Here is a 22735-nt window from a genome sequence, read left to right on the forward strand (position 1 = left end):
GCCCCAGGCGTCCCGGCACCCGCGCCGGGGGCACTCACCTTGAACCCGGCGACGATCGCGTCGGTGGCATCGGCGGCTGCCGAAACGCCCTGACTGGCCGCTCCCGAGTTGACCGACAGGGACACCAGATAGCGGTCGGGGCCGACGGTCGCGATGACGTGCCGTCTCGACGTGTTGATGGTCTGGCTGTCAGCCCGGTAGCTGCCCTCGATGAACGACGACGGGAAGCCGTTGAAGTCGCCCATCGTCATGTCGGTGGTCTGCCAGGCCATCTGCTGCAGGCTGTCGACGTAACCGTGGCTTATCGCTTCGACCGGGTCGAAGTTGCCGATGAGCTTGTAGACGACGACCTGCGCATTCGGTGTGTACAGGTCGGTGCTGGAGCGGTCGGCGATCACTGCGAAGGCGTCCGGGACGTTCGGGTCGGGCACCGTGGACCAGCCCGGCGGCATCGGCAGCACGATGCTCAGCGCCGTGAAGTTTCGGCTGACCTGGGGTTCGAGCTTGACGCCTTTGCTCTTGAAGTAGTCGGCGATGGTGCCGGAGCCGGCCGGGACGATGGCCGGGGTGGCCAGTTGCGGGACCGATCCGGGAGCGCCGACCGGAAGAGCAGCCCCCGGCGCGGGTGCCGGGACGCCTGGGGCGGGTGCCGGGGCGCCCGGGGCGGTGACCCCGGGGGCGACTGGGCCGGCCAGCCCGGCCGGTGCGGCAGCGACGGTCGCGGTCTGGTTCACGTTGGCCGGGTTCGGAGCGGGAGGTAGCGGGAGGAGCGGCTCGGCCGAGGCAGTCTGACCCGCCACGCCGATGACACCGGCCATCCCCACGGCCAGTCCAGCTGCCAGAACCCGCCAGCGGCGGGCATTCTCGATCATTCCTCGGTCCTTCCAAGAGGTGCGGGCAGATACTGCCCTTCCCTGCGTAGGCGCCGACTGTATCCACCGGCGGGGGTTTGCCACCAGGCACTCAACCGACCTGGAATCAACCCCTGACACGGCTGCGACGGAACCGATACCAAGCCGTGCCCTCAGGCGCGCATGGATGGCTGGTGAGCTGGCATTTCGGTCCCGCAGCGGTCGCCTTATACCCTGTTGGGCGTGACCGAACCCGCAACCACCCAGCCAGGCGCCGATACCGCGCGTGCGGGCGACACCCCGGGGCACCGCTACACCGCGGAGCTGGCCGGGGAGATCGAGCACGCCTGGCAGCAGACCTGGACGGAGCGGGGCACGTTTAACGTCGCCAACCCGGTCGGCAGTCTGGCGCCGACGGACGGCTCGGCCGTCCCTGTCGACAAGATGTTCGTGCAGGACATGTTCCCGTATCCGTCGGGTGAGGGCCTGCACGTCGGCCACCCGCTGGGCTACATCGCCACCGACGTGTACGCCAGGTACTACCGGATGACGGGTCGGAACGTTCTGCACGCGTTGGGCTTCGACGCGTTCGGGCTGCCGGCCGAGCAGTATGCGGTGCAGACAGGCACGCATCCCCGGACCCGCACCGAGGCCAACATCGTCAACTTCCGGCGTCAGCTGGGCCGGCTGGGCCTGGGTCATGACTCCCGCCGCAGCTTCGCCACCACCGACGTCGACTTCTACAAGTGGACCCAGTGGATCTTCCTGCAGATCTACAACGCCTGGTTCGATCCGGAGCAGAACAAGGCCCGGCCCATCGCCGAGTTGGAGGCCGAGTTCGCCTCGGGTGCACGTGTTCTGGACGACGGTCGGCAGTGGTCGCAGCTGAGTCGCGCCGAGCGAGCCACCGTGATCGACTCCCATCGCCTGGTATATCGCGCCGATTCGATGGTGAACTGGTGCCCGGGTCTCGGCACCGTGCTGGCCAACGAGGAGGTCACCTCCGATGGCCGGAGTGACCGCGGCAACTTCCCGGTGTTCCGTAAGCGGTTGCGGCAGTGGATGATGCGGATCACCGCCTATTCCGACCGGTTGCTCGAGGATCTCGATGTGCTGGATTGGCCGGAGAAGGTCAAGACCATGCAGCGCAACTGGATCGGCCGCTCCACCGGCGCCCAGGTGCACTTCGCGACCGACGCCGGTGACGTCGAGGTGTTCACCACCCGCCCGGACACCCTGTTCGGCGCCACCTATCTGGTGTTGGCGCCCGAACATCCGCTGGTCGAAAAGCTGACCGCGGCATCCTGGCCGGACAGCGTCGACACCCGGTGGACCTACGGGGCCGAAACCCCGGCGGCAGCCGTCGCCGAGTACCGCGCCGCGATCGCCGCGAAGTCGGATCTGGAGCGTCAGGAGAACAAGACCAAGACCGGCGTGTTCCTCGGTGCCTACGCCACCAACCCGGTCAACGATCACAAGATCCCGATCTTCATCGCCGACTACGTGCTGATCGGCTACGGCACCGGGGCCATCATGGCGGTGCCCGGTGGCGATCAGCGAGACTGGGACTTCGCCACCGAGTTCGGGCTGCCCATCGTGGAAGTTGTTGCCGGAGGCGATATCTCGGTGTCCGCCTACACAGGCGAGGGCACCATGGTGAACTCCGACTACCTCGACGGGCTGGACATCGAGACAGCCAAGGCCACCATCATCGAGCACCTCGAGGCCGCGGGTCGCGGGCAGCGCCGCATCGAATACAAATTGCGGGACTGGCTGTTCGCGCGGCAGCGGTACTGGGGTGAGCCCTTCCCGATCGTTTACGACGCCGACGGCCAGGCTCATCCGCTGCCGGAATCGGCTCTGCCGGTTGAACTTCCGGATGTACCTGACTATTCGCCGGTGCTGTTCGACCCGGACGACGCGAGCAGCGAACCGTCCCCGCCCTTGAACAAGGCGACCGAATGGGTGCACGTCGAGCTGGATCTCGGCGACGGCCTGCAGAGCTACACCCGCGACACCAACGTGATGCCGCAGTGGGCCGGCAGCTCATGGTATGAGCTGCGCTACGCCGACCCGCACAACTCGGAAGAGTTCTGCGACAAGGTGAACGAGGCCTACTGGATGGGCCCGCGCCCCGAACTGCACGGCCCGGACGATCCCGGTGGGGTCGATCTGTATGTCGGCGGTGTCGAGCATGCGGTGCTGCACCTGCTGTACTCGCGGTTCTGGCACAAGGTCCTCTACGACCTGGGCTATGTGACCTCGCGCGAGCCGTACCGGAGGCTGGTCAACCAGGGCTACATCCAGGCGTTCGCCTACACCGACTCCCGGGGTAGCTACGTGCCTGCCGCCGAGGTCGTCGAGCGGGACGGCAAGTTCTACTACGAGGACAACGAGGTCAATCAGGAGTTCGGCAAGATCGGCAAGAGCCTGAAGAACTCGGTGTCCCCGGACGAGATCTGCGACGAGTACGGCGCGGACACACTGCGCGTGTACGAGATGTCGATGGGTCCGCTGGAGGCGTCGCGGCCGTGGGCCACCAAGGATGTCGTCGGCTCCCACCGGTTCCTGCAGCGGGTGTGGCGCGCGGTGATCGACGAGACCACCGGCACCGAACGCGTCGCCGAGCACGAGGCGCTCGACGACGCGACGCTGCGGATCCTGCATCGGACCATCGCCGGGGTGACGGAAGACTATGCGGCACTGCGCAACAACACCGCCGTCGCCAAGCTGATCGAGTACACCAACCACCTCACCAAGGAGGGCGTGTCGTCACGCGATGCGCTCGAACCCCTGGTGTTGATGCTGGCGCCGCTGGCGCCGCACCTGGCCGAGGAACTGTGGAAGCGGCTGGGCCACGACACCTCGCTGGCCCACGGGCCGTTCCCGGTGGCCGACCCGGCCTACCTGGTCGACGACACCGTCGAGATGCCGGTTCAGGTCAACGGCAAGGTGCGTGGCAAGGTCACCGTGGCCGCCGACGCGGACAAGGCCGCGCTCGAGGCTGCGGCCCTGGCCGATGAGAAGGTGCAGGCATTCCTCGACGGCAAGACGCCCAAGAAGGTCATCGTCGTCCCCGGGAGGCTGGTCAACCTCGTCGTCTGAGCTCCGAGCAGCCCGGACCGGTGAGCTCGTCGGCCACCGCGCAGGCCCGTCCGGTCATCGCCAGCAGCAGTGCCTCGCCGGCTCCGCGCAGTTCGGTGCCGACGCCTGCCGACCAGTCGGTGTCGGTCGCGATCAGGCGTAGTCCGCGGGTGCGGCGTGCGCCGCCGATGACGGGGCTGATCCGCGCGTAGCTCAGCGCCGCGCGCAACCGGTCGGCCGGGATGACCCGCGGCAGGCCGAGGGGTCGGCGGATGTCCTGCTGGTGGATCAGGCATTCGATGAGTGCCACGCGGCCGCGGTACAGGGCGGCAGCTCCGGACGGTTCGATCCCGGCGCGCATCTGCCTGACCAGCTGCTCAGGCGGGGTGTCGGCGTGCTTGGCAAGTCCGTACGCATTGAGCCTGTCGATGTCCCAGCGTGCACGGAACATGTTGGCGGTCAGTTCGATTCGGCTCTGGCCGAGGTAAGCGACGGTGTGCGCGACGACGTCACGCACGGTCCAGCCCCGGCACAGGCTCGGGGCGTCCCACTGCTGCGGGGTCAAATCCTGTAACAGAGCCACGAACTCCGACCGTTCCGCGCGGGCCAGCGCGCAAACATTCGGATACCGCGGCATCACCCGGGCCGCACCACGATCTCGTGCACATGCCCGTCGGGTGGGGTGGTGACGGCCGTGGCGACCAGGCCCGCCACGGTTTCCGGGCGCAGGAAATGGTCCGGGTGGTAGTCGCGTCCCTCGTAGGCGACGAGATCACGCTGCATGTCGGAATCGGTGCGCCCGGGGAAGATCGACGTCACGCGCAGTGCCTGCTCGTCGTCGCGCAGGGAGTCGGCGAACGCCCGCAGCGCGAACTTGGTCGCCGAGTACGACGCCATGCCAGGTGAAACCTTTTGTCCTGCACCGGAATTGATGAACACGACGTGCCCGCGGGCGGCCCGCAGCGCAGGCAGCAGCGCGAGCGTCAGCGCCACGGCGCCGGTGACGTTGATCTCGAAGCTGGCGCGCCACTCCTCGGCCGAGGACTCGCCGACCCGGCCCGGATAGAGCACCCCGGCGTTGTGCACCAGCACATCGAGCTCGGCGAGCACTTCGGAGCTGGCCTCGATCGACTCCTGGTCGGCCAGGTCCAGCGGCCACGTCGGCGCGCCGAGACGCTCGGCCAGCGCGTCGAGCCGGGCGGATGGACGGCCGGCCAGCAGCAGGGTGTGGGTGGGTGCGAGAGCAGCGGCGATGGCTGAGCCGATGCCGCCTCCGGCCCCGGTGATCAACGCGGTGGGCACGATCGCAACTCTACTGAGACGGCGCGCGCGGCGGCGAGCCTGCGAGTTTCGCGCGCGCGTCGCATGATGGTACGGATGCCACCGGATCCCAGCTTCGCCCCCACGCAGCTCGCCGCCCGCGCCGCCTATCTGCTGCGCGGCAACGACCTGGGCGTGATGACCACTGCAGCGCCTTTGCTGTATCCGCACATGTGGAGCTGGGATGCGGCGTTCGTCGCGATCGGGCTGGCGCCACTGAGCGTTGAGCGCGCCGTGGTGGAACTGGACACCCTGCTCTCGGCGCAGTGGCACAACGGGATGATCCCGCACATCGTCTTCGCCAACGGCGTCGACGGCTATTTCCCCGGCCCGGCTCGGTGGGCCACCTCGGCGCTGGCGGCCAACGCGCCCCGCACGCGGCACACCTCCGGTATCACCCAGCCGCCCGTGCACGCCATCGCCGTGCAGCGCATTCTCGACAACGCCCGCACCCGCGGCCGCTCCACGCGCGCGGTCGCGGCGTCGTTCCTGGACCGGCGCTGGGACGATCTGGTGCGCTGGCACCGCTGGCTGGCCGAGAGCCGCGATCAGAACGGACGTGGCCGGATCACGCTGTACCACGGCTGGGAGTCCGGCATGGACAACTCGCCGAGGTGGGACAGCGCCTACGCCAACGTGATTCCCGGCGCCGTGCCGGAGTACCAGCGCGAGGACAACACCATCGTCACCGACGCCAGCCAGCGTCCGTCCGACCTTGAGTACGACCGCTACCTGTGGCTGCTCGAGGAGATGAAATCGGTGCGCTACGAGGACCATCTGCTGCCGAAGGTGATGAGCTTCGCGGTCGAGGATGTGTTCGTCTCGGCCATCTTCTCGGTGGCCTGTCAGGTGCTCGCCGAGATCGGGGAGGATTACAAGCGACCCAACGCCGACGTGCGCGATCTCTACGCGTGGGCCGACCGGTTCCGCGCGGGCGTGGTGGAGACCACCGATGAACGTACCGGTGCGGCAAGGGATTACGACGTGCGGACGAAGAAGTGGGTGGCCACCGAGACGGTCGCCCAGTTCGCGCCGCTGCTGTGTGGCGGGTTGCCGCACCAGCGGGAGCGGGCGTTGCTGCGCCTGTTGGAGGGGCCGCGGTTCTGCGGGCATCCGGACCTGCGTTACGCGTTGATCCCGTCGACATCGCCGGTGTCGCGCGATTTTCGGTCCAGGGAGTACTGGCGCGGCCCGGTGTGGCCTGTGGTGACGTGGCTGTTCTCGTGGTGCTTCGCCCGGCGGGGCTGGGCCGAGCGGTCGTCGGCGCTGCGCCGGGAAGGGCTGCGGCAGGCCAGCGACGGCACGTTCGCCGAGTACTACGAGCCGTTCACCGGGGAGCCGCTGGGTAGCATGCAGCAGTCGTGGACCGCGGCCGCGGTGCTCGACTGGTTGGGTTGACCGGGCTCAGCAGCAGCCGGGGCGCTCTGAATTTGCTGAGTTGTCGGAGTTGTCGCGGTGCTCGGCGTTGTGCGAGGCGCCCTGGTCCTCGGGGTCCTGTCCGGCCAGCCGTTCCAGCGGAGCCAGTGCTTTGGCAAGGGTTTCCAGATCCTCGCTGCTGAGCCGGGCGAGCCGGTTCGCGAGGTCGGCGCGGCGCGCCGCGAGGGATTCCCGATGCTGGACGAGGCCGCGGGGTGTGACGTCGACGAGGACGGCACGTAGGTCCGACGGGTCGCGTGAGCGTTTGACCAGGCCGAGTTTCTCCAGCCGGCGGATGGCGACGGTCGTGGTGGGGGTGCGCACCCGCTCGCGGGCCGCGAGTTCGGTCATGCGGATGGGGCCCTGATCCAGCAGCGTCAGCAGGATCGACAGCTGAGCCAGCGTGAGCTCACCGGCTGTGCCCTTGTGGGTGTCTCCGCGGCGCAGCACCGAGAACACCTTGGAGAGCACCCGCTGCAGTTCCCCTGCCAGCTCGGTGACCTGGGATTCGGTCTCCACCATAGTTCGCTAGTCTAACCTGTCTGGACCTGACGCGACGCCAGCTTGCGAGGTTTGCCAAACTCGCGCATCAATTCACAGCTCGTCCCTCTGCCGCTCACAGCACCTGGGACAGAAAACGCCGCAACCGGTCGGTCTCGGCCGCGTCGAAAATGTGTTCCGGACTGCCCGACTCGACGACAGCGCCGTGATCCATGAACACCACGGTGTCCGCCGTCGACCGGGCGAAGCCCATCTCGTGGGTGACCGCCACGATGGTCATCCCGTCGGAGGCCAGGTCTGCCATCAACGCCAGGATGCCTTTGACCAGTTCGGGATCCAGCGCCGAGGTGGCCTCGTCGAAGAACATCACCTGCGGCGCCATCGCCAGCGCCCGCGCGATGGCAACGCGCTGCTGCTGACCGCCCGAGAGCGTGGCGGGCCGGACATCGGCCTTGTGCCGCAAGCCGACTCGATCCAGCTGGGCGAGCCCCAGCTCGCGGGCCGCGTCGGCGTCGAGGCCCTTGAGTTTGCGCGGGCCCAGCGTCACGTTGTCCAGCACGCTGCGATGCGGGAACAGGTTGAACTGCTGGAACACCATGCCGATGCGTTGGCGCAACTGGTCGGGATTGTCGGCCAGCACCGAGCGCCCGTCGAGCAGGATGTCGCCGTCGTCGGGCTCGTAGAGCCGGTTCAGGGTCCGCAGCAAGGTCGATTTGCCGGACCCGGACGGCCCGATGATGGCTGTGGTGGTCCCGGCAGGCACATCGAGGTCGACGCCGCGCAGCACCGCGTTCGGCCCGAAGGACAGCTTGATCCCCTTGGCGGTCAACGAGACTGGTTCGGAACCGGGCATCAGATCATCTCCTGCTCGACGGCCGCAACGGGGTCTTCCTCGGCGGGTGGCCTGCCGCGGCGCAGCCGGTTGTCGACGAAGTTGACCAGGTGGGTCAACGGAATGGTCAGCAGCAGGTAGAACAACCCGGCCGCCACCAGCGGGGACAGGTTGCCGGTCTGCGCGTTGAGGTCGCGGCCCACCTGGAACAGCTCACGCTGGCTGGCCACCAGGCCCAGGAAATACACCAGCGATGAGGCTTTCAGCAGGGAGATGAACTGGTTCATCAACGCGGGCAGCACCCGCCGCACACCCTGCGGGATCACCACCAGGCGCATCGACGCGGTGTAGCTGAAGCCCAGTGCGCGAGACGCTTCCAGCTGTCCGGCCTCCACGCTCTGGATGCCCGACCGGAAGATCTCCCCGATGTACGCCGCGGCCATCAGGCCGAGTGCGGCGATGCCCAGCGGGTAGGGATTGTTGCCGGTGAGGGAGCCGACCACGGGCCCGATACCGAGCCCGATCAGCAGGATGATCACCACTTCGGGCAGCCCGCGGAAGATGTCGGTGTAGACGCGGGCCGGCCAGCGCAGCCACCGGGACCGCGAGATGCCCGCGACCGCCAACAGCATTCCGAGCACGAGCCCGATGATGCTGGCGGAGATGGTCAGGATCACGGTGTTGGGCAGGCCGGTCTTGAACAGGACGGGGATCGCGTGCTTGTAGAGGTCCCAGTCCAGGAACGAGTCGGCCAGCTGTGACAGCGTGGATTTCGGTGCCACGGCGCCGTGGTCGTGGTCACCAGATTTCTCGCGCGCGGCGGCGATCGCACTGAAGTCGGGCAGTTGCGGGACGGGCGCGGCCTTCGAGCCGGGCTTCCAACCCGGCGGCAACGCGCGCGGTACCCAGTCCGAATACAGCCGCGCCCAGGTGCCGTCGGCGATCACGGCGTCGAGCCCGGAGTTCAGCGCGTCGATCAGTGGCCGGTTCTCCTTCGCTACCGCCCATGCGACGAAATTGTCCAAGCTGAACGTGTTTTCGACGATCTGGGCGGGATCACCGGGCTGAACGGTGCCCGAGGCCTGTTGCGACGGCGCCACCCAGGCATCGATCTGGCGGGTCTTGAGGCTCGCGTACACGGTCGCGTAATCGGGGAACTTCACCGGTTCCAGGTGCAGGGTGTCGACGACGTAGGCCTCCTGCACGGTGCCCTGCACCACGCCGATGCGCTGTCCCGGTGCGAGCTTGCCGAACCCGGTGATCGGCGAGCCGCTGGGCACCACGAGAGAGAAGTAGCCGAAGTCGTAGCCGTTGGTGAATCCGACAGTGCGCCTGCGGGCGTCGGTGGTGGTGATCGACGACGACGCGACATCGAACCGGCGCGCTGCCGTCTGGGCCAGCAGCCCCGAGAACTCCGTGCCGACGAAGTTGATCTTGAGGCCCAGCTTGTCCGCCACGGCCCGCAGCAGTTCGTTGTCGAATCCGGTGAACTGTCCGCTGGAGTTGATGCAGATGCTGGGCGGGGCGTCCGAGAGGGTGCCGACGGTCAGCACTCCTGGCGTGCCCAGCCCCAGGCTGTCCAGCTTGACGGTGTTCAGCGGCTGCACCGTCGGGGTGGTGTATTTGTCGGCGCCCGGACCCGTGGCGGCTGCCGCCAGGTTGGTCGGCAGCGCACTGGCGCTGTTGATTCCGGGCGGCGCGCACTGGTCGTTGTCGGCGTGGGCCGGGCTTGCCAGCGTCAACCCCATGACCATCAGGATCGATGCCATCAGCGCCGGTAGCCGTCTGATGCTCATCGTTGCAACCTAGTGGTCACGCGCGCAGCAGTGCGGGGTTCTGCTCAAGGCGACCGCAAGTCGCCGAACACGCCGCGGCGGGTCAACTCGGAGATCATGATCTGCGCCATCTGATTGGCCCGCTGCACACAGGCGTTCTGCGCGCTCTGCGGATCGTGGGCGTGGATGGCCGCGGTTTCGTCCTCGTAGCTCTGTAGGAAGTCGGTCTTCGCCTGTGGATAGCCGACCCAGAACTCGATGGGCGCAAAGCTTTTGCCTGCCCGGATCGCAGCCTGCAGCCGTGGACCGGCGTACTCGTCGTTGATCGCGTCGCGGTAGAGCCAGCAGGCTTCCTGAAATGATCGGGTGTCCTTGGCCGAGCGCATGATGCGCAGGGTGTCGTCGAGATGGGCCAGGATGCGCGGTGTGGGGTTGGTGGCGCAGCGCGCCGAGGCGATGCCGTTGAGGATGCCGTACAGCTCATGATGTTCGGCGACGGTGGCCTCGTCGAACCGGGATACGAAGGCGCCGCGGTGATACCGCGTGGACAGGATGCCGTCGTGCTCCAACTGCACGACGGCTTCCTGGATGGGGACCCGGCTCAGGCCGAGGTCACGCACGATCTCGTTGCGATCGATCCGGTCGCCGGTGCGTAGCTTGCCGGTCATCACGAGATTGATGATGTGGGTCACCACCTGGTCTTTTTCTTTGACCCCGTACTTCTTCGGCACCCGGCGAGCCCCCTTCTGTGACACCGATGCGCAGAGTGTCGCATGCAATGGGCGGCACAGCGATATTTGTCGTATGTATGGACGACGGAATTCGTATCAGCTGCCGTTACGCCCGTCTCGCCAGCGGACCAGGGCCTCGGCCGAGGTGAGGTCGTAATCAGGGCCGTTGACGCCGATGGTCAGGATTGTGACGCCGAGGTCGGCGAGGGCATCGGCCTCGGCGAGCATGGCGTCGATCCCGCCGGTGTCCTGCACGCCTGCCGACCGCACGATGCTTGCCGGATCGCGCCCGACACTCGCGCAGTGCTCACCGAGCACGTCCGCCTTGCCCGGGTAGGTGCTGCGGTCGACGAACGCGTGCCACATGTCGGCATGCTCGGCGACCAGGCGCAGGGTCTTGCGCTCGCCCTGCCCGCCGATCAGGATCGGGATGTCGCGGGTGGGAGCGGGATTGAGCTTGGCCAGGCGGGCCCGGATCCGCGGAAGTGCTGCAGTCAGATCGTCGAGCCGGCTGCCCGCCGTGCCGAAGTCGTAGCCGTACTCGTCGTAATCCTTTTGCTTCCAACCAGATCCGATGCCCAGGATGAGCCGGCCGGCGCTGATGTGGTCGACGGTGCGGGCCATGTCGGCGAGTAGTTCGGGGTTGCGGTAAGAGTTGCAACTCACCAGCGCACCGATCTCGATGCGCGACGTCTGCTCGGCCCAAGCGCCCAGCATCGTCCAGCATTCGTAATGCGCACCGTCGGGATCGCCGTAGAGCGGGAAGAAGTGGTCCCAGTTGAATGCGATGTCGATGCCGATGTCCTCGCAGCGACGGACCGCATCGCGGATGTAGCTGTAGGTGGGGGAGTGCTGCGGCTGCAGCTGGACGCCGATACGAATGGGTGAGGTCATCACCTCACGTTAACGATTCGGGGCGCTCGAGCCCGCGATGGCATCGGGAATTCACCGTGAATTGTGATCTGAATAGGCTGGGGAACGTGCGGCACCTGGGAATGACCATATCGGCAGTGCTTCTGGTCGCTGCGACGGTCGCGGCCTGTCACAGTCCCGCCGGGCGAGAGCCGTCAGGCCCCACACCGTCTGAACACGCACCACCGCCGACTCCGCCGCCATCCGCAGTGGCGCCGAACTTCCCCCGCTTCGATGACTTCACCGCCGTGCCGGAGGAGGCGTACGCGCAGCCAGGGCGCGGCGTCTGGTTCTCCACTCCCACGGGTGCCACGTGCGGTTTCGGATCATCCGAAATCTCTTGCTACGGAAGCATTCCCGGTGCACCTGCGGGAGCGAACGCGGTTGCGGTGCGGTTCGGTCAGCCGGCCTGGTTCATGAAGACAGCGGTGACACCGCCACCTGACGCGAAACCGTTGCCACCAGGTTCCAAGCTGGCCGCAGGAGGTTCCGAATGCGTTGTGGATTCTCATCAGCTGACGGCGTGCCGTGTTCCGGGTGACCCCACCACCGGGTTCGTGATCGCGGCAGGTACCACGGCACTCAGTCCAGTCGCGGCTCTTCCCAGCACTTTTCCCGATCCACGCCGATATGCGATCGACGGCGTGACGGACTACACGGTGGGCGACGGCCCCAAGAACATCACCAGGTACTTCGACGTCGACGGTGGTCTGCGCTGTGATCTCACGGCGTACTCCGGTGTCCGAATCCATTGTCAGGGACCGATACCCGGCCGCGGTGCGGTCAACCGTGTCAGCCTCGACCTCTCCGAACTGACGTGGAGTCATGCCGAGCAGTCGATCGAGCCGCAATATCCCGGTCCGGTGGCCCATCTCGATCAGGGGCTGGCCGTCGAAGGCTACGGTGATTCGGGATTGTGCATGGCGTTGTACGGCGGCGGCGTCGCCTGCTACGACGGCGCACGGACGCGGGGTTTCGTGGTCACGCCGACCGAGAGTTGGGCGTTTCCGTGACGGTCAGTGCGCCAGCACGCCCCGCAGCAGTTCCACCAGTGCGGCAGGCTGATCGCCCTGCACGGAATGCCCGGCACCCGCGACGATGTGCGTCTGACGGAATCCGGGCGCGGTGCGGGCGAAGATCTCGGCATCCTCGTCGTTCACGAAATGTGAGTTGGCGCCGCGGATCAGTGTGGTGGGCATGGTGATCGCCGGGACGTCATCCCACAGGCCGCCAAAGCCGTCGCCCGTGCGAAACGAGTCGTAGCGCCATGTCCAGGTGCCGTCGTCGAGTTGCTTGGAATTGTGGAACACGCCGCGCCGCAAAGACTTTCGATCGCGATGCGGAGCCGCGGCCACCGTGACCGCGAGCATGTCGGCAAAGGAGCCGAAGATGCGGTTCTCCCGCACCAAAGCGACGGTACCCAACTGTGCCTTGGTCATCTGCTCGTGGCGTTCCGGTGACGAGGGGGTGACGTCGACGAGTACCAGCTCGGGCACCAGGGCCGGGCCGGTGGCCGCGATGCGCAGCGCCGTCAACCCGCCCAACGACATGCCGACCACCAGGCGTGGCTGCCGCACATGGGCTTCGAGCACCGGAATCAGGTTCTGCGCGTTGAGCTTCGGGCCGTAGTCGCCGTCGGCACGCCAGGCCGAACGGCCGTGCCCCGGCAGGTCGATCGCCAGTGCGGGCAGACCCAGGCCCAGGATCACGCTGTCCCAGGTGTGGGCGTTCTGGCCTCCGCCGTGCAGGAACACCACCTCTGGGTCGCCGTCGCCCCACTTCAGCATGCTGATCGGGCCGTCATCGACACGGGTGACCGGTGGCAGCGGGCCCGTCGCACCGATCTGTTCGGCGTTCTCGTGCAGGAGCCCGAATTCGTCAAGACCAGGTAGTTCGTCGTCGCTGACCACGAGCCGACCCTACTCGAAAACGACTCTGCGCCCAGGGCGTCGATGTGCGAGAAGCACACGCCCTGGGCGCAGAGGCAACGAAGAAAATCAGCCCTCGATGAAGGTCTCCAGCTGAGCGCGGGCGACATCGTCCGGCAGCTGCTTGGGCGGGCTCTTCATCAGGTAGGCCGAGGCCGCCTCGACGGGGCCACCGATGCCACGGTCCTTGGCGATCTTGGCGGCGCGCACCGCGTCGATGATCACGCCGGCCGAGTTCGGCGAGTCCCACACCTCGAGCTTGTACTCCAGGTTCAGCGGCACGTCACCGAACGCACGGCCTTCCAGCCGCACGTAGGCCCACTTGCGGTCGTCGAGCCAGCCGACGTGATCGGACGGGCCGATGTGCACGTCCTTGGTCTTGAACTCGCGCTGCAGGTTGCTGGTGACGGCCTGGGTCTTGGAGATCTTCTTGGACTCCAGGCGCTCGCGCTCGAGCATGTTCAGGAAGTCCATGTTGCCGCCGACGTTGAGCTGCATGGTGCGATCGAGCTGCACACCACGGTCCTCGAACAGCTTGGCCATCACGCGGTGGGTGATGGTGGCGCCGACCTGGCTCTTGATGTCGTCGCCGACGATCGGGACACCGGCGTCGGCGAACTTCTTGGCCCACACGGGGTCCGACGCGATGAACACCGGCAGGGCGTTGACGAAGGCGACACCTGCGTCGATGGCGCACTGGGCGTAGAACTTGTCGGCCTCTTCGGAGCCCACGGGCAGGTAGGACACCAGCACGTCGACCTTGGCGTCCTTGAGTGTCTTGACGACGTCGACCGGATCGGCATCGGACACCTCGATGGTGTCGGCGTAGTACTTGCCGATGCCGTCGAGAGTCGGGCCGCGCTGCACGATGACGTCGCTCGGCGGCACGTCGGCGATCTTGATGGTGTTGTTCTCGGAGGCGAAGATCGCCTCGGCCAGGTCGAAGCCGACCTTCTTGGCGTCCACGTCGAACGCGGCGACGAACTTGACGTCGCGGACGTGGTACGGGCCGAACTTCACGTGCATCAGCCCGGGCACGGTGGTGCTCTCGTCGGCGTTCTGGTAGTACTGCACGCCCTGCACCAGGGACGACGCGCAGTTACCGACGCCGACAATGGCGACCCGGATATCTCCTGCGTGCTCAGACATGGACGGTCTCCTTACTCAATTCGGTACTGCTCGGCTATGCGGGCTGCGCCTACGGGTTCTCTGGGCGGCTTTGACCCAGTCGTTCAGCCGCGATCAATTCGTTGAGCCATTTCACTTCGCGCTCGCTGGACTCCAGCCCCAACTGGTGGAGCTGACGGGTGTAGCGGTCGAACGAGCTGCTGGCCCGCGCCACGGCTTCGCGCAGACCTTCCCGGCGTTCCTCCACCTGACGACGGCGCCCCTCCAGAATTCGCATCCTGGCCTCGGCCGGAGTGCGATTGAAGAAGGCGAGATGTACCCCGAACCCGTCGTCGGAATAGTTCTGTGGGCCGGTATCAGCCACCAGCTCCGCGAACCGTTGCTTGCCGGCGTCGGTGAGCTGGTAAACCCGGCGCGCGCGGCGCACCTTGGTCGACCCGAGCGGCGCTGCATCCTCGACGATCAGCCCGTCTGTCTGCATGCGTCGCAGTGCCGGGTAGAGCGAACCGTACGAGAAGGCCCGGAAGGCGCCAAGTAGACCCGTCAAGCGTTTACGCAGCTCGTAGCCGTGCATGGGAGATTCGAGCAGAAGACCCAGGATGGCGAGCTCCAGCACCGAAATCACCCCCTCGACAGGACATGTGTCGATCGCTACGACGGATCAACACCTCGTGTCACTGTATCGCGCCGATATATTGAGCGCTACCTAGGGTTGCCAAAGTGCGTGCTTTGTCACCTCGGGTCGCCCTCGACTGTCACGCCGGCGTGACGGCCCGCCGAGACCACATCACTGCTTGGCGTAGACCTCTTTGGGTGTGCCGTCGGGGGCCAGAACCATGTAGCCGCCGCCGAAATCACCACTGACGCGAATGGTGATGTTCACTGCATCCGGCGTCGCCGGATCCTTCGACGGCGTGATCTCCACCCAGGTGTATTTCACGTCGGCGCGCGGCACGTTGAGGGATTCGGGGGCGCCGCGCAGCATGCCGATGATCGCGTCGAAGTTGAACTTGGCCAGGTCGACGAGGCGGTCCCCGTCGCTGAGCGCACTGGGCGGCGACGAGCTCGGGTCGCCCCAGCCGCCGCGGTAGTCGTACTCGATCTTGCGGCGGTTGTCGTTCGGGTCGGCGCGGTCCAGCGAGGCCCAGTCCTCCCTGATCTGCAGCTCATAGCCCGTGGTGTCGCCGAACTTCTTGCGCATCTGCTCGAACAGGCCGTTGAACCCGCCGAGCGAGAGCAGCTGGCGTGGCGAGGTGAGCACCTTGGCGGGGATCCCGTCGGACTTGGCGCCCGGATCGGTGGTGAAGCTCAGCGGCGACGTGGTGTTGCCGTACAGACCCCAGCCGATACCGATGCCGAACAGCACCAGCACCACGGCCATCGCCAAGCGCACACCCCAGCCGGCGCGCGCCGTTCCCGTCAGGCGTCGCACCCGCGGTTCGTCCAGCGTCGGCAGCTGCACCGGGGCATTGGAGTTCTGCAGGTCCTCGACCAAGGTGGCGAGCTGGCCCAGCGTGGTCGCATTGGTGGCCGCGCTGACCCGTTGACGGTGCTCCTCCATCGACAGCTGACCTTCCTCCAAGGCGCTGTCGAGCACTTTGCAGGTGTCGTTGCGGTCGCTGTCCTTGGCCCGCGTCATGGCGCTTCGCGGGGAGGATTGCCTTGTTGCCACGCCGATGATCGTAGGAGCTGCAACCACGGTCGCGCCTCGGCGGTGTGAGGGCCGACGTACTCTGGTCAACGTGCGATTGCAGAGACAGGTGGTGGATTACGCGCTTCGGCGGCGGTCCCTGCTGGCTGAGGTCTACTCGGGGCGCACCGGCGTCTCCGAGGTCTGCGACGCCAATCCGTACCTGCTGCGCGCCGCGAAGTTCCACGGAAAAACCAGTTCGGTGATGTGCCCGATCTGCCGTAAGGAACAGCTGACGCTGGTGTCGTGGGTATTCGGAGAACATCTGGGCCCGGTGTCGGGTTCGGCGCGCACGGCAGAGGAGCTGGTCCTTCTGGCGACGCGCTACGACGAATTCGCAGTACATGTGGTGGAGGTATGCCGGACCTGCAGTTGGAACCATCTGGTCAAGTCGTATGTGCTCGGTACGCCCCGTCCTCCGGCGGCGCGCAAGCCACGACGAACTCCCACCACGCGCAAGCCCGCGCGTACGGCCAGTGAATAGCGAAGAGGGCCAGCACCGGTCAGCCGACGACGTCCAGAACGCGGCTGGCCGTCTTGGCGCACGCGCACCCCGGGGCGCCCATCGTCCGCGCTCGGCGGTGCCGCCGGATGACCGGCTGACGACTGTGCTGCCCCCGGTCCGCGAAGGCGGGCCTGCCCCGATCGAGGTCGTGCGGGCGGCCATGGACCGCACACCGCCACCGAAGTCGCCGCCTCCTCCGCCCCCGCCACCGGGCGGACGCGGTCCGGGCGGACCGTCCGAGCCCCCGTCGGGGCCGCCGGCACCGGGCAAGCAGTTCCGCATCAACTGGAAGTGGGTGCGGCGCGGGCTCGTCGCGGCCGTGGCCGTGATGGTGCTGCTGCCGCTGGTCACCTTCGGTATGGCGTACATGATCGTCGACGTCCCGCAGCCGGGGGACATCCGTACCAACCAGGTGTCGACCATCCTGGCCAGCGACGGCTCGGAGATCGCCAAGATCGTGCCACCCGAGGGCAACCGCGTCGACGTCAACATCGATCAGATCCCGGTGCACGTCCGCAACGCGGTGATGGCCGCCGAGGATCGCGACTTCTACACCAACCCCGGGTTTTCGTTCACGGGCTTCCTGCGTGCCATCAAGAACAACCTGTTCGGCGGCGAACTGCAGGGCGGCTCGACCATCACGCAGCAGTACGTGAAGAACGCGCTGGTGGGTGACGAGCGCTCCGGGTTGGGCGGTCTCGTGCGCAAGGCCAAGGAGCTGGTCATCTCGACGAAGATGTCCAGCGAATGGTCCAAGGACGCCGTGATGCAGGCGTATCTGAACATGATCTATTTCGGTCGCGGCGCCTACGGGATCTCCGCGGCGTCCAAGGCGTACTTCAACAAGCCCGTCGAACAACTCGACGTGGCCGAGGGCGCGCTGCTCGCGGCCCTGATCCAGCGGCCGTCGACCCTGGATCCCGCGGTCGATCCCGAGGGCGCCGCCGAGCGGTGGAACTGGGTGCTCGACGGCATGGTCGACATGGGTGCGTTGTCTGCCGGCGACCGGGCCAAGCAGGTGTTCCCGCCGACGGTGTCGCGTGACCAGGCCACGCAGCAGAATCAGACCACCGGTCCCAACGGTCTGATCGAACGGCAGGTCATGAAGGAGCTGATGGGGCTCTTCGACGTCAGCGAGCAGACGCTGAACACCGAGGGCCTGCAGATCACCACCACGATCGACCCCCAGGCGCAGCAGGCCGCCGAGAAGGCCGTCACCAAGTACATGGACGGCCAGGATGCGGACATGCGGGCCGCGGTGGTGTCGGTCGACCCGCATGACGGCGCCATCAAGGCGTACTACGGCGGTTCCGACGCCAACGGGTTCGACTTCGCCCAGGCCGGCTTGCCGACCGGGTCGTCCTTCAAGGTGTTCGCGCTGGTCGCCGCGCTGCAGCAGGGCATCGGCTTGGGTTACCAGGTGGACAGCTCGCCGGTGACCGTCAACGGCATCAAGATCACCAACGTCGAGGGCGAGGGCTGTGGAGTCTGCTCCATCGCCGAGGCGCTCAAGCGCTCGCTCAACACCAGCTACTACCGGCTGATGCTCAAGCTCAAGAACGGGCCGGAAGATGTCGCCAAGGCCGCCCACGATGCGGGTGTCGCCGAGAGCTTCCCCGGGGTCGAGCACACGCTGTCCGAGGACGGCAAGGGCGGCCCGCCGAACAACGGCGTCGTGTTGGGTCAGTACCAGTCCCGGGTGCTCGACATGGCCTCGGCGTACGCCACGCTGGCTGCGTCGGGCGTGTATCACAAGCCGCACTTCGTGCAGAAGGTCGTGAACTCCTCGGGCCAGGTGCTGTTCGACGCATCGGCGCAGGACAACGGTGAACAGCGCATCGACAAGGCCGTCGCCGACAACGTCACCTCGGCGATGCAGCCGATCGCCGGATGGTCGCGCGGGCACAACCTCGCGGGTGGACGATCGTCGGCAGCCAAGACGGGCACCGTCCAGCTCGGCGACTCCGGAGCCAACCGCGACGCATGGATGGTCGGCTATACGCCGTCGCTGTCGACGGCGGTCTGGGTCGGCACCACCGAAGGCGTCAAACCGCTGGTGAATCAGTGGGGTTCGCCCGTCTACGGTTCCGGTCTGCCGTCGGACATCTGGAAGTCGACCATGGACGGCGCCCTGCAGGGCACCGACAACGAGTCCTTCCCGAAGCCGACGGAGATCGGCGGCTATGCCGGTGTGCCGCAGGCGCCCGCAGCCCCGCCGCCGGGACAGAACGGACCGATGGTGCCCAATCCGACGATGCCGTCGGAGACCGTCATCCAGCCGACCATCGAAGTGGCGCCGGGCATCACGATCCCGGTCGGCCCCCCGACGACCGTGCCGATCGCACCGGCGCAGCCGATCGCACCGGCACAGCCGGCTGAACCGGTTGTCCCCGGCGGTCCCGGCGCGCCCATGCCGCCTCCGTGACGGAACGGGAATTGGCTTCACCGGCGCCGCTCGCGGGGGACACCCGTGAGGCGGATGATCGCGACCTGCCCAGCCGCAACGACGTCCTGAGCCGGGCGTTGTCGTATCCATTCGGTGGTCCGGTCGGCCGGCATGCGGTGATCGGGCGGGCGCGGTTCATGACGCCGCTGCGCGTGATGTTCATCATCGCGATGGTGTTCCTCGCGCTGGGCTATTCGACCAAGGCCGCGTGCCTGCAGACCACCGGCTCGGGCACCGCAGGCCAACGCGTCGCCAACTGGCAGAACAACCGGGCGTACTACGAGCTCTGCTACTCCGACACCGTGCCGCTCTACACCGCAGAGCTGTTGAACCTCGGCAAGTTCCCGTACAAGTCGAGCTGGCAGGAGAACGACTCGACGGGTAAGCAGCGCATGCAGTACGACGGCGAGCCGGCCGTGCGCTACATGGAGTATCCGGTGCTCACCGGCATCTACCAGTACGTGTCGATGGCGCTGGCCAAGACGTACACGGCTGCCACGACGGTGATTGCGCTCCCGGTGATCGCCGAGGTGGTGATGTTCTTCAACATCGCCGCGTTCGGGCTGGCGCTGGCCTGGCTCACCACCATCTGGGCGACCGCGCGACAGGCGGGTCGACGCATCTGGGATGCCGCGCTGGTCGCGGGCTCTCCGATTTTGATCTTTCAGATCTTCACCAATTTCGACGCTTTGGCGACCGCCGCGGCGGCTGGCGCGATGCTCGCGTGGGCCCGCCGCAAACCCGCACTGGCCGGTGTTCTGATCGGGCTGGGAGTGGCGGCCAAGCTCTATCCGCTGCTGTTGCTGCTGCCGCTGGCCATGCTGGCGGTGCGCACCGGGCGGATGCGGCAGGTCGGCACGACCGCGCTGGCCGCGGTCGGCACCTGGGTGGTGGTGAACCTGCCCATCATGGTGATGTTCCCGCGGGGGTGGTCGGAGTTCTTCCGGCTCAACACCCGGCGCGGTGACGACATGGACTCGCTGTACAACGTGGTGAAGTCGTTCACCGGGTGGCGTGGGTTCGACCCGAATCTCGGGTTCTGGCAACCACCGACGGTGACCAACGCGGTCACCGCGGTGTTGTTCGCGGCGTGCCTGATCGTGATCGGCTATATCGCGCTCACCGCGCCGCAGCGGCCGCGAGTGGCGCAGTTGGCGTTCCTGGTGGTGACGGCATTCCTGTTGACCAACAAGGTGTGGAGTCCACAGTTCTCGTTGTGGCTGGTGCCGCTCGCCGTCCTTGCCCTGCCGCACCGCCGAATCCTCTTGGCCTGGATGACGATTGACGCATTGGTCTGGGTCCCGCGGATGCTCTATCTGTACGGGGAGGCCAACCGTGGGCTGCCGGAGCAGTGGTTCACCACGACGGTACTTCTTCGCGACATCGCCGTGATGGGACTGTGCGCGTTGGTGATCCGCCAGATCTACCGGCCGGAACTCGACCTCGTGCGCCACGGCGGCCGCATCGATGATCCGACCGGTGGGGTGTTCGACGGTGCTCCCGACAACCCGCCGCGCTGGTTGCCCGACTGGCTGCGGCCCGACCGCGACCGGGTGCGCGTGGAACCGGCGCCCGAACCGCAACCCGTCGAGAGCGCGTCAGCTCAGCCCTGAAACGGCGAATATGGCTGCGGTGCCAGTGGATTGGGCTTCGCCTGGATCCATGCGGTGGTGGCAGGCAGCAGGGCGAGCACCAGTGTCGCCACCGGGAAGATCAGACCGAGCACGGCAAAACCGCCGCCGCCGTAGTAGCCGTAGCGCGCCGTCACGGCTGCACTCAGGCCGAGACTGATCAGGCTGCCCACGATGGTCATTGCGCATCCCGCGACCACTAGCCAGCGGCCGATCATCTTGCGCTGCAACAACGTAATGGCTCCGGCCAGCAGCACGATCCCGACCACGACGCTGATCAGCACCGTGACGACCAGCAGGGCGGACACGCCGCCGGAGAGCTCCGAACTTCCCAAGGTCGAGTCGCTGTTGATCGCGGCAAGGCCGATCAACCCGAAGATCCCGGCTCCGAGGTTCGCCAGTGCGCCGAGCCCGGCCAGGACGCCCGCGGTGATGCCCGTGCCACCACTCGGCGACGCAGGCGCCATGGGCGGCATCCCGGATGGTTGGTATCCGCCGGGAAACCCGGGCTGTTGCGGGAAACCCGGTTGTTGCGGGTAGCCCGGCGGTGGATAGCCCGGCTGCTGCGGATATCCGGGTTGCTGCGGGTAGCCCGGCTGCTGCCCGGGAAACCCCTGACCGTAGGGCCCGTTGGGATAGCTCACAGATCCCCCGATCCTCGAAGAATGACGACCTCACCTTATAGCGATTTCACAGCTCAGGCGCATTTCGGGTAGCCTGGGCCGGTTGCCGACGCAGGCGACCCTCCTGCCACGGAATCCGCCGTGGCCGAAACGACCATAGGAGGTGATGAGGTTCTAATGCGTCCATACGAAATCATGGTCATTCTCGACCCCACACTTGACGAGCGCACCGTAGCTCCCTCGCTGGAGACGTTCCTGAACGTCGTCCGCAAGGATGGCGGCTCTGTCGACAAGGTTGACATCTGGGGCCGTCGCCGGCTGGCGTACGAGATCGCCAAGCATGCCGAGGGCATCTACGCCGTCGTCGATGTCAAGGCCGAGCCGGCCACCGTGTCCGAGCTCGATCGTCAGCTCAACCTGAACGAGTCCGTGCTGCGGACCAAGGTGCTGCGGACCGACAAGCACTAGGCGAACCGCCCCAGGCTGTCATTCGCGTTGCGTAGGCTCGCGCGAAACAAGCCCATCCTCAGGAGGATCTCGTGGCTGGTGACACCACCATCACCGTTATCGGAAACCTGACCGCCGACCCGGAGCTGCGTTTCACGCCGTCCGGTGCGGCCGTCGCCAACTTCACCGTTGCGTCGACACCGCGCACGTTCGACCGTCAGACCAATGAATGGAAAGACGGCGAGGCGCTGTTCCTGCGCTGCAACATCTGGCGTGAGGCGGCCGAGAACGTGGCCGAGAGCCTCACCCGCGGTTCGCGGGTGATCGTTCAGGGCCGGCTGAAGCAGCGCTCCTTCGAGACCCGTGAGGGCGAGAAGCGCACCGTCGTGGAGCTCGAGGTCGACGAGATCGGCCCGTCCCTGCGCTACGCCACGGCCAAGGTCAACAAGGCCAGCCGCAGCGGCGGTGGTGGTGGCGGCTTCGGGGGTGGCGGTGGCGGCGGCTTCAGTGGCGGCGGGGGAGGCTCCCGTCAGTCCGAGCCGAAAGACGATCCCTGGGGCAGCGCGCCCGCGTCGGGCTCCTTCAGTGGGGCTGACGACGAACCGCCCTTCTGATCAACATCGAAATTTTTGCAAGGAAGAGATAACCAATGGCCAAGTCGAATACCAAGCGGCGGCCGGCACCGGAGAAGCCGGTCAAGACCCGCAAGTGCGTGTTCTGCTCGAAGAAGGGGCAGAACATCGACTACAAGGACACTGCGCTGCTGCGCACCTACATCAGCGAGCGTGGCAAGATCCGCGCCCGCCGCGTGACCGGCAACTGTGTCCAGCACCAGCGCGACATCGCTGTCGCCGTGAAGAACGCCCGCGAGGTGGCTCTGCTGCCGTTCAGCTCGTCGACGCGGTAGAGGGGAAC

General features: G+C 66.9%; 22 protein-coding genes. 9 read left to right on the top strand and 13 right to left on the bottom strand.

The annotated features are described in order from the left end of the window. On the bottom strand, nucleotides 1–872 hold an 872-nt coding region (locus BST13_RS12545; protein WP_142282779.1), incomplete at its 3' end, for an LpqN/LpqT family lipoprotein. A gap of 222 nt (nucleotides 873–1094) precedes the next feature. Between BST13_RS12545 and leuS the strand changes: the two genes are divergently transcribed. Next, nucleotides 1095–3956: a leucine--tRNA ligase gene (gene leuS, locus BST13_RS12550; protein WP_083164254.1), complete on the top strand. Its 2862-nt coding sequence runs from the start codon at nucleotides 1095–1097 to the stop codon at nucleotides 3954–3956. Here the strand turns inward: leuS and BST13_RS12555 are convergent. Together BST13_RS12555 and BST13_RS12560 are read right to left on the bottom strand one after the other, a co-directional pair. Next, nucleotides 3940–4572: a maleylpyruvate isomerase family mycothiol-dependent enzyme gene (locus BST13_RS12555; protein WP_083164495.1), complete on the bottom strand. Its 633-nt coding sequence runs from the start codon at nucleotides 4570–4572 to the stop codon at nucleotides 3940–3942. The two genes, leuS and BST13_RS12555, sit on opposite strands and share 17 nt — an antisense overlap. Next, nucleotides 4572–5237: an SDR family oxidoreductase gene (locus BST13_RS12560; RefSeq protein ID WP_083164256.1), complete on the bottom strand. Its 666-nt coding sequence runs from the start codon at nucleotides 5235–5237 to the stop codon at nucleotides 4572–4574. The genes BST13_RS12555 and BST13_RS12560 overlap by 1 nt, the downstream gene beginning before the upstream one ends. 75 nt (nucleotides 5238–5312) lie before the next feature. Here BST13_RS12560 and ggh point away from each other — a divergent pair, with 75 nt between their 5' ends. Further along, a complete protein-coding gene (gene ggh, locus BST13_RS12565) occupies nucleotides 5313–6653 on the top strand; it encodes a glucosylglycerate hydrolase (RefSeq protein WP_083164258.1) in 1341 nt (446 codons plus the stop codon). A gap of 6 nt (nucleotides 6654–6659) precedes the next feature. Here the strand turns inward: ggh and BST13_RS12570 are convergent, their stop codons facing one another. The 5 genes from BST13_RS12570 to BST13_RS12590 form a co-directional block, all read right to left on the bottom strand. Further along, complete coding sequence (locus BST13_RS12570; RefSeq protein WP_083164260.1) at nucleotides 6660–7193, bottom strand: MarR family winged helix-turn-helix transcriptional regulator; 534 nt, start codon at nucleotides 7191–7193, stop codon at nucleotides 6660–6662. A gap of 94 nt (nucleotides 7194–7287) precedes the next feature. Beyond that, nucleotides 7288–8025 carry an amino acid ABC transporter ATP-binding protein gene (locus BST13_RS12575; protein ID WP_083164262.1) on the bottom strand — a complete coding sequence of 246 codons (738 nt, stop codon included), beginning with the start codon at nucleotides 8023–8025 and terminating at the stop codon, nucleotides 7288–7290. After that, entirely contained in the window at nucleotides 8025–9800 is a 1776-nt protein-coding gene (locus BST13_RS12580; RefSeq protein ID WP_083164264.1) for an ABC transporter substrate-binding protein/permease, read from the bottom strand. The genes BST13_RS12575 and BST13_RS12580 overlap by 1 nt, the downstream gene beginning before the upstream one ends. Nucleotides 9801–9844: 44 nt before the next feature. Beyond that, nucleotides 9845–10510: a GntR family transcriptional regulator gene (locus BST13_RS12585; protein WP_083164266.1), complete on the bottom strand. Its 666-nt coding sequence runs from the start codon at nucleotides 10508–10510 to the stop codon at nucleotides 9845–9847. A 96-nt stretch (nucleotides 10511–10606) separates the two neighbouring features. After that, nucleotides 10607–11404 carry an LLM class F420-dependent oxidoreductase gene (locus tag BST13_RS12590; protein WP_083164268.1) on the bottom strand — a complete coding sequence of 266 codons (798 nt, stop codon included), beginning with the start codon at nucleotides 11402–11404 and terminating at the stop codon, nucleotides 10607–10609. 662 nt (nucleotides 11405–12066) lie between these two features. Here BST13_RS12590 and BST13_RS38695 point away from each other — a divergent pair. Further along, nucleotides 12067–12435 carry a hypothetical protein gene (locus BST13_RS38695; protein ID WP_142282780.1) on the top strand — a complete coding sequence of 123 codons (369 nt, stop codon included), beginning with the start codon at nucleotides 12067–12069 and terminating at the stop codon, nucleotides 12433–12435. Nucleotides 12436–12438: 3 nt separating this feature from the next. Here BST13_RS38695 and BST13_RS12600 read toward each other — a convergent pair whose 3' ends face one another. The 4 genes from BST13_RS12600 to BST13_RS12615 form a co-directional block, all read right to left on the bottom strand. Further along, nucleotides 12439–13332: an alpha/beta fold hydrolase gene (locus BST13_RS12600; protein ID WP_083164272.1), complete on the bottom strand. Its 894-nt coding sequence runs from the start codon at nucleotides 13330–13332 to the stop codon at nucleotides 12439–12441. Nucleotides 13333–13419: 87 nt separating this feature from the next. Beyond that, on the bottom strand, nucleotides 13420–14499 hold the full coding sequence (locus BST13_RS12605) for an inositol-3-phosphate synthase (protein WP_083164274.1): 1080 nt from the start codon (nucleotides 14497–14499) through the stop codon (nucleotides 13420–13422). A gap of 49 nt (nucleotides 14500–14548) precedes the next feature. Further along, a complete protein-coding gene (locus tag BST13_RS12610; protein WP_083164496.1) occupies nucleotides 14549–15094 on the bottom strand; it encodes a PadR family transcriptional regulator in 546 nt (181 codons plus the stop codon). Nucleotides 15095–15265: 171 nt separating this feature from the next. Beyond that, entirely contained in the window at nucleotides 15266–16117 is an 852-nt protein-coding gene (locus tag BST13_RS12615) for a DUF1707 SHOCT-like domain-containing protein (RefSeq protein ID WP_083164276.1), read from the bottom strand. Nucleotides 16118–16220: 103 nt separating this feature from the next. Between BST13_RS12615 and BST13_RS12620 the strand changes: the two genes are divergently transcribed. From BST13_RS12620 to BST13_RS12630, 3 genes are read left to right on the top strand one after another with little or no spacing between them, the layout of a single operon-like run. After that, nucleotides 16221–16652, top strand: a complete 432-nt coding sequence (locus BST13_RS12620) for a DUF5318 domain-containing protein (RefSeq protein WP_062828870.1) — start codon at nucleotides 16221–16223, stop codon at nucleotides 16650–16652. Then, nucleotides 16645–19098, top strand: coding sequence for a transglycosylase domain-containing protein (locus tag BST13_RS12625; RefSeq protein WP_170064281.1), 2454 nt, complete (start codon nucleotides 16645–16647; stop codon nucleotides 19096–19098). Before BST13_RS12620 ends, BST13_RS12625 begins: the two co-directional genes overlap by 8 nt. After that, nucleotides 19095–20732, top strand: a complete 1638-nt coding sequence (locus BST13_RS12630; RefSeq protein ID WP_083164280.1) for a glycosyltransferase family 87 protein — start codon at nucleotides 19095–19097, stop codon at nucleotides 20730–20732. The genes BST13_RS12625 and BST13_RS12630 overlap by 4 nt, the downstream gene beginning before the upstream one ends. Here BST13_RS12630 and BST13_RS12635 read toward each other — a convergent pair. Then, nucleotides 20723–21394 (bottom strand): hypothetical protein, encoded by a 672-nt coding sequence (locus BST13_RS12635; protein WP_245839546.1) that lies wholly within the window; start codon nucleotides 21392–21394, stop codon nucleotides 20723–20725. The two genes, BST13_RS12630 and BST13_RS12635, sit on opposite strands and share 10 nt — an antisense overlap. Before the next feature lie 156 nt (nucleotides 21395–21550). Here BST13_RS12635 and rpsF point away from each other — a divergent pair, with 156 nt between their 5' ends. The 3 genes from rpsF to rpsR all read left to right on the top strand — a co-directional run bounded on the left by rpsF (nucleotide 21551) and on the right by rpsR (nucleotide 22727). After that, on the top strand, nucleotides 21551–21841 hold the full coding sequence (gene rpsF, locus BST13_RS12640; protein ID WP_029371044.1) for a 30S ribosomal protein S6: 291 nt from the start codon (nucleotides 21551–21553) through the stop codon (nucleotides 21839–21841). Nucleotides 21842–21912: 71 nt separating this feature from the next. Continuing rightward, on the top strand, nucleotides 21913–22434 hold the full coding sequence (locus tag BST13_RS12645; RefSeq protein ID WP_083164282.1) for a single-stranded DNA-binding protein: 522 nt from the start codon (nucleotides 21913–21915) through the stop codon (nucleotides 22432–22434). A 35-nt stretch (nucleotides 22435–22469) separates the two neighbouring features. Then, nucleotides 22470–22727, top strand: a complete 258-nt coding sequence (gene rpsR / locus BST13_RS12650; protein WP_018603057.1) for a 30S ribosomal protein S18 — start codon at nucleotides 22470–22472, stop codon at nucleotides 22725–22727. Nucleotides 22728–22735 lie beyond the last annotated feature (8 nt).

It is taken from the genome of Mycobacterium aquaticum, assembly GCF_002086485.1.
Classification (GTDB): Bacteria; Actinomycetota; Actinomycetes; order Mycobacteriales; family Mycobacteriaceae; genus Mycobacterium; species Mycobacterium aquaticum.

Bases quoted from the DNA above. Each gene is read 5' to 3' on its own strand.
- ggh (WP_083164258.1), top strand. From the start codon at position 5,313: ATGCCACCGGATCCCAGCTTCGCCCCCACGCAGCTCGCCGCCCGCGCC.
- BST13_RS12615 (WP_083164276.1), bottom strand. From the start codon at position 16,117: ATGACGCGGGCCAAGGACAGCGACCGCAACGACACCTGCAAAGTGCTC.
- rpsR (WP_018603057.1), top strand. From the start codon at position 22,470: ATGGCCAAGTCGAATACCAAGCGGCGGCCGGCACCGGAGAAGCCGGTC.
- BST13_RS12580 (WP_083164264.1), bottom strand. From the start codon at position 9,800: ATGAGCATCAGACGGCTACCGGCGCTGATGGCATCGATCCTGATGGTC.
- rpsF (WP_029371044.1), top strand. From the start codon at position 21,551: ATGCGTCCATACGAAATCATGGTCATTCTCGACCCCACACTTGACGAG.
- BST13_RS12590 (WP_083164268.1), bottom strand. From the start codon at position 11,404: ATGACCTCACCCATTCGTATCGGCGTCCAGCTGCAGCCGCAGCACTCC.
- BST13_RS12570 (WP_083164260.1), bottom strand. From the start codon at position 7,193: ATGGTGGAGACCGAATCCCAGGTCACCGAGCTGGCAGGGGAACTGCAG.
- BST13_RS12605 (WP_083164274.1), bottom strand. From the start codon at position 14,499: ATGTCTGAGCACGCAGGAGATATCCGGGTCGCCATTGTCGGCGTCGGT.
- BST13_RS12575 (WP_083164262.1), bottom strand. From the start codon at position 8,025: ATGCCCGGTTCCGAACCAGTCTCGTTGACCGCCAAGGGGATCAAGCTG.
- BST13_RS12555 (WP_083164495.1), bottom strand. From the start codon at position 4,572: ATGCCGCGGTATCCGAATGTTTGCGCGCTGGCCCGCGCGGAACGGTCG.